Below are 8648 nucleotides of genomic sequence, written 5' to 3'. Positions count from 1 at the left end.
CGCGCGCAGATCCGCCTTGGCGGTGAACGGGAAGCGGGCGAGATCGGCGAGCGTACGGCAGTCGTCGGGGCGCACGCCCGCCTGGTCGAAGGATGCTGCCCGCGCGGCGCTCCGGGAACGGCTACCGGACGTACGACGAGAGCGACCTGAAGCTGCTCGGGCAGATCAGGACACTGCAGGACTTCGGGTTCGACCTGGAGGAGACGCGGCCGTTCGTGGAGTGTCTGCGGGCCGGGCACCCGGAGGGCGACACCTGCCCCGCCTCGCTCGCGGTCTACCGGCGCAAGCTGGCCGAACTGGACTCCCTGATCGGGGAGTTGCAGGCCGTGCGGGCGACGATCGGGGTGCGGCTGGCCTCCGCCGAGAGCGACTCACCGTTGTGCGAACTCGGAGGGCGGGACCTGTGATCAAGGCGGCAGGCGTAACGGAAGTGACGGACGAGAATTTCACGGCTGAGGTGATCGGGGCCGAGTTGCCGGTGCTGGTGGAGTTCACGGCGGACTGGTGTCCGCCGTGCCGGCAGATGGGACCGGTGCTCAGCGCGCTGGCCGCGGAGGAGGGCGAGCGGCTGAAGGTGGTCCAGCTGGACGTGGACACCAACCCGGAGACCACCAACGCCTACCGGGTGCTGTCGATGCCGACCTTCATGGTCTTCCGGGGCGGTGAGCCGGTGAAGGCGATGGTCGGTGCCCGGCCCAAGCGGCGGCTGCTCGCGGAGCTGGACGAGGTGCTGTGATCTGACGCCGCACACCTGACGCAATAAAGAGAAATCCCCCGAGCAATTGCGCTCGGGGGATTTCTTTGCGTATATTCAATGGTTCGCGACTTCAGGGCATTGAGTCGCGAAGAGGCTTAGTGAGCACACTATATCTGCTCGGGAGTGGAATTGTCAAACAGCGATGAAATTCGCAGTGAGCAGGAATTCATCGACGGACTGTACGCGCGGGTCGACGCCCTGCGCGGGGACACCGAGAGCGGTGTCACGGACGCGCTCGGGCAGGGCAACACGCCGATGCAGGCCCGGCTGGAGCGGGACATCCTGGTCGCCGAGCGGTCCGGGCTGCTCGCCGCGCTGAACGCGGTGGACGGCTCGCTCTGTTTCGGCCGCATCGACCTCACCGCGGGCGGCAACCACCACATCGGCCGGATCGGTCTGCGCACCGACGACGCCGAGCGCACGCCGATCCTGATCGACTGGCGGGCCGCCGTCGCCCGCCCCTTCTACCTGGCCACCGGCCACACCCCGATGGGCCTGCGCAGGCGCCGGCACATCACCACCAACGAGCGCGCGGTGACCGCGCTGCACGACGAGATCCTCGACCTGGGCGACCAGGAGCGCACCGGCCACGAGGACCCGACCGGCGACGCCGTGCTGCTCGCCGCGCTGAACTCCGCGCGCACCGGCCGCATGAACGACATCGTGCAGACCATCCAGGCCGAGCAGGACGAGATCATCCGCGCGCCCCATCGCGGGATCCTGGTCGTCGAGGGCGGCCCCGGCACCGGCAAGACCGCGGTCGCCCTGCACCGGGCCGCGTATCTCCTCTATGAACACCGGGAGTTGCTCGCCAAGCGCGCGGTCCTGATCGTCGGACCCAACCCCGCCTTCCTCGGCTACATCGCCGAGGTGCTGCCCTCGCTCGGCGAGACGGGCGTGCTGCTCGCGACCGTCGGCGAACTGTTCCCCGGCGTCAAGGCAAAGGCGACGGACACCCGTGAGGCGGCCGCGGTCAAGGGCCGCGCCGACATGGCGGACGTGCTCGCCGACGCCGTACGCGACTGGCAGTCGCTGCCCGATCCGGTGATCGCGATCGAGCACGACCGCGAGATCCTGATGCTCGACGACGGCCTGGTGAGCGTCGCCCGCGAGCGCACCCGGGCCGCCCGGCTGCCGCACAACGTGGCCCGTGAGCACTTCGAGGGGCACATCCTCAACACGCTCACCGACATGGTCGCCGAACGCATCGGCACGGACCCGTTCGACGGCAGCAACCTGCTCGACCCGAGCGACATCACCCAGATCCGCGACGATCTCGCCGAGAACCCCGAAGTATGGGCCGCCATCGACCAGTTGTGGCCGCGGCTGACCCCGCAGCGGCTGGTCGCGGACTTCCTCGCCGACCCCGTGGGCTACCTCCCCGACGAGGACGCGGCCGCCATCCGCCGCCCGGCGACCCGGGAGTGGACGGTCGCCGACGTGCCGCTGCTCGACGAGGCGGCCGAACTCCTCGGCGTGGATGAGCGGTTGGCGAGGGCGCGGGCCGACCGCGAGCGGGAGACGCAGGTCGCCTACGCGCAGGGCGTGCTGGACGTCTCCTACGCCTCGCGCACCTACGAGTTCGACGACAAGGACGAGGAGGACTCCGAGGTCCTGTCGGCGCACGACATCATCGACGCCGAACGGTTCGCCGAGCGGCAGGAGGAGGACGACCACCGCAGCGCGGCCGAGCGCGCGGCGGCCGACCGCACCTGGGCGTTCGGCCACATCATCGTCGACGAGGCGCAGGAACTCTCCCCGATGGCCTGGCGGTTGCTCATGCGGCGCAGCCCGACCCGCTCGATGACCCTGGTCGGCGACCCCGCGCAGACCGCGGAGGCGGCCGGCGTCGGCTCCTGGGAGAAGATCCTCGACCCGTACGTGGAGGACCGCTGGACGCACACCCGGCTCGGCGTCAACTACCGCACCCCCGCCGAGATCATGGACCTCGCGGCGGCCGTGGTGCGCGCCGAGCACCCCGGCTTCGAACCGCCGAGTTCGGTGCGGTCCACGGGCGTACGGCCCTGGGTGCGCGCCACCGACGACCTGCCCGGCGCGGTCGCCAAGGCGGTCGAGGAGCTGACGCCCGCCGAGGGCCGGCTCGCCGTCATCGCCCCGCGCAACCTGCACCGCAGGCTGGCCGCGCGCCTGGACGGAGTGACGGCGGGCGCCGAACCCGACCTGACGCAGACCGTCGTACTCCTCGATCCGCGGCAGGCCAAGGGCCTGGAGTTCGACTCGGTGCTGGTGGTGGAGCCGGGGCGGTACGGGACGAGCGATCTGTACGTGGCGCTGACCCGGGCCACCCAGCGGCTCGGGGTGCTGCACACCGGGCGGCTGCCGAAGGCGCTGGCCGACGCCGTCAGCGGGTCGTAGCAGTGGCCGTGGGGGAGGCCGGCGGATAGCTGGGGTGCAGGGCGGGGTCGAGCGGGGCGAGCGACGCGCACAGGGCGGTCGGGAAGGCGGGCTCGACCTTCAGCACGTCCGTGCAGCCGCCCGCCGTGCTGTGGGCGATCGTCTTCCAGCCGGCCTTCGTCGCCCGGAAGAAGAAGCGGTCGCCCAGCCGGGAGGTGCAGGCGGAGTTCTTCGTGTCGTCGCCGCACGCCGGGCCGGTGCGCCAGGAGAAGTCCAGCACCAGCCACTTGCCGTCGCAGTGCTCGGCGTCCCGATAGGTGTGCTCGGGCGCGCCGACCGCCATCAGGGCCTGGTCGTAGGAGCCGGGGGAGCAGCCGGTGGCCGGCGGGTCGCAGCCCAACTCGCCGCACAGGCGCAGGGCGGGCGGCTTGGCGTCCTCGGCGGTGAACACCGTGTCGTTGTCGACGGACAGGTGCCGGTCGCCGAGTGCCTGCGGCAGCCGGACCCGCGCCGTGGCCCTGGTCTCCTCGGCGCAGCCGGAGCGCCGGTCGCCCGACGGCGAGTCGAAGGTGAGCTGTACCCACACGGTCCGGGCGTCGGAGCCGGTGACCTTCGCCTTGAAGTCCCGCACGCACGGCTTCTTCCCGTGCGGTACGTCCGCGTCGACGCTCAGTGTCCGGTGGTCACCGGCGAGCCGGGCCGCGGTGACCCGGGCGGGTTGGGCGAGCGTCCACGGGATCGGTCCCGTGGCGGTCGCTGTCGCCGTCGCCGAGCCCCGCCCGGCCACCTCGGTCCCGCACCCGGCGAGCAGCACTACGGCGAGCGCGCACAGCACGGCCACCACTGACCTGTTGGATCGCACGTGCGACAACCCCCCCGTGGGCGCACCGACGTTGACCCGGGCAACTATAGAACGCCCCACCCGCCTCAGGCGGGCCGCAACCAGAACGTTGCCAGCGGCGGGAGCGTCAGTCGGATGCTGGCCGGGCGGCCGTGCCAGGCTTGGGGTTCCGGCTTGATGTCGTCCGGGTTGGTGACGTCGCTGCCGCCGTACTTGCCGAGGTCGGTGTTGAGCGTCTCGGCCCAGGCGGGGATGTCGTCGGGGACGCCGAGGCGGTAGTCGTGGCGGACGACCGGGGCGAGGTTGGAGACCGCGAGGAGCGGGCCTCCGTCGGCGTCGTAGCGCAGGAACGCGAAGACGTTGTCCTCGGCCGCGTCGCCGACGATCCACTGGAAGCCGACCGGCTTGATGTCCTGCTGCCACAGGGCGGGGGTGTGGCGGTAGACGGTGTTGATGTCCCGGACGAGATCGCGGACGCCCCGGTGGTCGGGCTCGGCACCGTACCCCGGGTCCAGGAGCCACCAGTCGGGGCCGTAGGCCTCGGACCACTCGGAGCCCTGGGCGAACTCCTGGCCCATGAAGAGGAGTTGCTTGCCGGGGTGGGCCCACATGAAGGCGAGATAGGCGCGGAGGTTGGCCCGCTGCTGCCACCAGTCGCCCGGCATCTTCGACACCAACGAGCCCTTCCCGTGCACGACTTCGTCGTGCGAGATGGGCAGCACGTAGTTCTCGCTGTAGGCGTACACCATCGAGAACGTCATCTCGTTGTGGTGGAACTTGCGGTGCACGGGATCGTGGCTCATGTAGTCCAGCGAGTCGTGCATCCAGCCCATGTTCCATTTCAGCCCGAAGCCCAGACCGCCGAAGCCGCCCGGACCGATGTGATGGGTGGCCCGCGTGACGCCGTCCCACGCCGTGGACTCCTCGGCGATGGTGACCACGCCCGGCGCCCGCCGGTACACGGTCGCGTTCATCTCCTGGAGGAAGGCCACCGCGTCCAGGTTCTCCCGGCCGCCGAACTCGTTCGGCAGCCACTGGCCGGGCTCGCGCGAGTAGTCGAGGTAGAGCATGGAGGCGACCGCGTCGACCCGAAGTCCGTCGATGTGGAACTCCTGGCACCAGTACACGGCGTTCGCCACCAGGAAGTTGCGCACCTCGCGCCGGCCGTAGTCGAACTCCAGCGTGCCCCAGTCGGGATGCGCCGACCGCAGCGGGTTCTCGTGCTCGTACAGGGGCCGCCCGTCGAACTCCGCCAACGCCCAGTCGTCGCGCGGGAAGTGGGCCGGCACCCAGTCCATCAGCACGCCGATGCCCGCCTGGTGCAGCGCGTCCACCAGGAACCGGAAGTCGTCGGGCGTGCCCAGCCGGGCCGTCGGTGCGTAGAAGCCGGTGACCTGGTAACCCCAGGAACCGCCGAAGGGATGCTCGGCGATCGGCATCAGCTCGACATGCGTGAAGCCGAGGTCCTTGACGTACGCGGGGAGCTGCTCGGCGAGTTGACGGTACGTCAGTCCCGGTCGCCAGGACGGCAGATGGACCTCGTAGACCGAGAACGGCGCCTCGTGCACCGGGATGTCGGCGCGGCGGTCCATCCACTCCTCGTCGTGCCACTCGTAGTGCGAGGCGGTCACCACGGACGAGGTGTTCGGCGGGACCTCCGTGCGGCGGGCCAGCGGGTCGGCGCGCAGGGTCTTCGAACCGTCCTGCCGGGTCAGCTCGAACTTGTACAGCTCGCCCTCGCCGATGCCCGGCACGAACAGCTCCCACACCCCGGAGGAGCCCAGCGAGCGCATCGGATACCCGCTGCCGTCCCAGAAGTTGAAGGTGCCGGCCACGCACGCGCCGCGCGCGTTCGGCGCCCACACCGAGAAGCGGGTGCCGGTCACGCCCTGGTGCGTCATCGGGTGCGCGCCGAGCACGTGCCACAACTCCTCGTGCCGGCCCTCCCCGATCAGATGCAGGTCCAGCTCACCCAGCGTCGGCAGCAGACGGTACGCGTCCTCGACCTCCTGCACCGACCCCTCGTACGCCACGAGCAGGCGGTACGCCGGCACCTCCGACAGTGGCGCCAGGCCCGAGAAGAACCCGCCCCCGTCGTTCTCCAGCTCCAGTCGCAGGTCCCCGGCGACGACCGTGACGGCGAGCGCGTACGGCCGGAAGGCCCGGAACGCGACGCCGCCCGGCACCGGGTGCGCGCCGAGCACGCCGTGCGGGTCGTGATGGGTGCCGGCGACCAGGCGGTCGCGGTCGGGGGAGGGGATGACCGGGGAGACGGGTACCTCCGGCGGTGGGGCGGGGATCGACTCGGTGATCTTCTTGCCGGGGATCTCCTTCGCCGAGATCGTCTTCACCGTGGCCTTCTGCGCCGCGGCCTTCTTGGTCACCGTTTTCTTGGCGACGGCCTTCTTGGTGGCGGCTTTCTTGGTCGCGGTGGCCTTCTTGGATGCGGCCTTCTTGACGGGCGGCGCCGTCTCCTCGGCCGCGGTCTTCTTCGCCGGACCCTTCTTGGCGGTGCTCTTCTTGGCCGGGCTCTTCTTCGCCGCCGCCTTCTTCGCCGCCGCCTTCTTCGCCGTCGTCTTCTGCGCCGCCTTCTTCGCCGTCGTCTTCTGCGCCGCCTTCTTCGTCGTCGCCTTCTTGGCCACGGCCTTGTCGGCCACCGCCTTCTCGACCACCGTCTCCTTCGCCGGGACAGCCTTCTCAGCGGCTTGTTTCGTGGCCTTCTTCGCAGGCTTCTTCGGGGCCTGCGCGTCGGCCGTCTTCTTCGTGTGCGAACCGCTGGACGAGGGGCGGGGGGTCACGGGCGGCGCCTCCTAGGCGAAAGCTGGGTCTCAGATCAGGTCGGACGTGGCGTAACGCTCGATCGCCGCCATCGGCACGGGCAGCCAGTCGGGGCGGTGCCGGGCCTCGTAGACGACCTCGTATATGGCCTTGTCGGTCTCGTACGCGCGCAGCAGTACGGGATCGGTGCGCGGGTCGCGGCCCGCGGCCTCCGCGTAGCCGGAGCAGTACGCGGCCCGGCAGGCGGCGGCCCAGTCCGGGGCGGGCGGTCCCGCCGAGTGGGCCGCGTAGTCGAAGGAGCGGAGCATGCCCGCGACGTCCCGGGCCACCGGCTGCGGCAGCCGGCGCTCGGCGAGCGGCTTCGAAGGCTCGCCCTCGAAGTCGATCAGCGACCACTCCCCGTCGGCCGAGTGCAGGCACTGCCCGAGGTGGAGGTCGCCGTGGATGCGCTGGGCGGTCCAGGTGTGGCCCTCGGCGGCCAGGTCCGCGAGCGCCTCGAACGCGGAGTGCAGTCCGAGCACGTACGGTCGCAGCGCGGGCACCGCCTGCGCGGCCGACTCCAGCCGCTCGACCATGCCGTCGACCAGCGGCCGCAGCTGGGCGTGGCCCAGCGTGACCGTCGGCAGCGCGCGGGCGAGCGCGGTGTGCACCTCGGCGGTGGCCCGGCCCAGCGCCCGCGCCTCGCCGGTGAAGTCCTCGCCCTTGGCCAGCTCCCGCAGGGCCAGCTCCCAGCCGTCCGTCGCGCCCCGCACGAAGGGCTGGAGCACGCCCAGCACGTACGACTGGCCGTCCAGCTCGGAGCGCAGCCAGGCCGTCGGCGCGGGCACCCGGGGGGAGCCCTCGCGGGCGAGCGCGAGCGGGAGCTCCAGGTCGGGGTTGATGCCGGGCACGATCCGGCGCAGCAGCTTCAGGATGAACGTATCGCCGTATACGACCGACGAGTTCGACTGCTCGGCGGTCATCAGGCGGGGCGCCAGGCTCTCGGGGATCTCCTGGCCCGGGTCCCGCTCGAAGCGGAGCCCGCCGATGCGGGCCTGGGTGCGCAGCGCCTCCAGGAGCACCTCGGCGGGCCGGGTGTCGTACAGGGCGTCGTACACCGTCCGTCCGGCGAGCGCGCCCTCCTCCGCGTGTCCGATCAGCGCGGGCGCCAGCCGTGGGGGCAGCGCCTCGCGCACGCCTATGAGGAGCTGGTAGCAGTCCCCTGCGGACTGCGGCTGCTCGGCGACGACCAGCAGGTGGTAGAGGCCGAGCCGGGAGCCGGCCGGGAGCAGCTCGGTGGCCGCGACCAGCGTGAACCCGGTGACGGGACGCCCCTTGCCGGCGAACCAGCGCTGCCGGGGCAGCCATTCACGCAGCAGTGGGTCCAGTGACGCGAGGAGGCCGGTACTTGTCGCGTCGAAGCGGGTGACCGTGTCCGACATGAGCGTCATGTCCTTTCCCCGGGGGTCGGGGTGTTACTGATGCGTGCCCCGGGTGGGACAGTGGAAACCGCCCCACCCTGGGGTTCTATGCGGCGTCCTTGCGGAGCCGGAACCAGTAGAAGCCGTGCCCGCCGAGGGTCAGCAAGTACGGCAGCTCGCCGATGGCCGGGAATCGCACCCCGCCGAACAGCTCCACCGGATGCCGTCCGCTGAAGGCCCGCAGATCGAGTTCCGTCGGCTGCGCGAACCGGGAGAAGTTGTTCACGCACAGCACCAGATCGTCCTCGTGCTCCCGCAGGAAGGCGATCACCGCCGGGTTCGACGACGGCAGTTCCGTGTAGGTGCCGAGGCCGAAGGCGTGGTTCTGCTTGCGGATCTCGATCATCCGTCGGGTCCAGTGCAGCAGCGAGGAGGGCGACGACATCGACGCCTCGACGTTGGTGACCTGGTAACCGTGGACGGGGTCCATGATGGTCGGCAGATGATGGCCGATCCG

General features: G+C 71.0%; 6 protein-coding genes and 1 pseudogene. 3 read left to right on the top strand and 4 right to left on the bottom strand.

Translation table 11 applies throughout. The annotated features are described in order from the left end of the window. Positions 1 to 86 precede the first annotated feature (86 nt). The 3 genes and pseudogenes from ACWDR3_RS46250 to ACWDR3_RS46240 all read left to right on the top strand — a co-directional run. Positions 87 to 407 (top strand): annotated as a pseudogene (locus tag ACWDR3_RS46250) (MerR family DNA-binding protein); the annotation flags it as partial. After that, complete coding sequence (locus ACWDR3_RS46245) at positions 404 to 736, top strand: thioredoxin family protein (RefSeq protein ID WP_450358710.1); 333 nt, start codon at positions 404 to 406, stop codon at positions 734 to 736. The pseudogene ACWDR3_RS46250 and the gene ACWDR3_RS46245, both read left to right, overlap by 4 nt. 168 nt (positions 737 to 904) lie before the next feature. Next, complete coding sequence (locus ACWDR3_RS46240) at positions 905 to 3133, top strand: HelD family protein (protein ID WP_450358712.1); 2229 nt, start codon at positions 905 to 907, stop codon at positions 3131 to 3133. On the opposite strand, the gene ACWDR3_RS46235 is transcribed toward ACWDR3_RS46240, so the two are convergent. The 4 genes from ACWDR3_RS46235 to ACWDR3_RS46220 form a co-directional block, all read right to left on the bottom strand. Beyond that, positions 3120 to 3974 (bottom strand): hypothetical protein, encoded by an 855-nt coding sequence (locus tag ACWDR3_RS46235; protein WP_450358709.1) that lies wholly within the window; start codon positions 3972 to 3974, stop codon positions 3120 to 3122. The two genes, ACWDR3_RS46240 and ACWDR3_RS46235, sit on opposite strands and share 14 nt — an antisense overlap. 65 nt (positions 3975 to 4039) lie before the next feature. After that, a complete protein-coding gene (glgB, locus tag ACWDR3_RS46230) occupies positions 4040 to 6751 on the bottom strand; it encodes a 1,4-alpha-glucan branching enzyme (protein WP_450358708.1) in 2712 nt (903 codons plus the stop codon). Between the two features lie 30 nt (positions 6752 to 6781). Then, positions 6782 to 8152 carry a maltokinase N-terminal cap-like domain-containing protein gene (locus ACWDR3_RS46225; RefSeq protein ID WP_450358711.1) on the bottom strand — a complete coding sequence of 457 codons (1371 nt, stop codon included), beginning with the start codon at positions 8150 to 8152 and terminating at the stop codon, positions 6782 to 6784. 85 nt (positions 8153 to 8237) lie between these two features. Continuing rightward, positions 8238 to 8648, bottom strand: a 411-nt coding sequence (locus ACWDR3_RS46220; protein ID WP_450358707.1) for an alpha-glucosidase C-terminal domain-containing protein, incomplete at its 5' end; no start/stop codon positions are given.

Source organism: Streptomyces sp. NPDC001002, assembly GCF_053599215.1.
This window is presented reverse-complemented; position numbering and strand designations above follow the sequence as displayed.

Excerpts from the sequence above, each read along its gene's own strand:
- ACWDR3_RS46225 (WP_450358711.1), bottom strand. The coding sequence starts at position 8,152 with ATGTCGGACACGGTCACCCGCTTCGACGCGACAAGTACCGGCCTCCTC.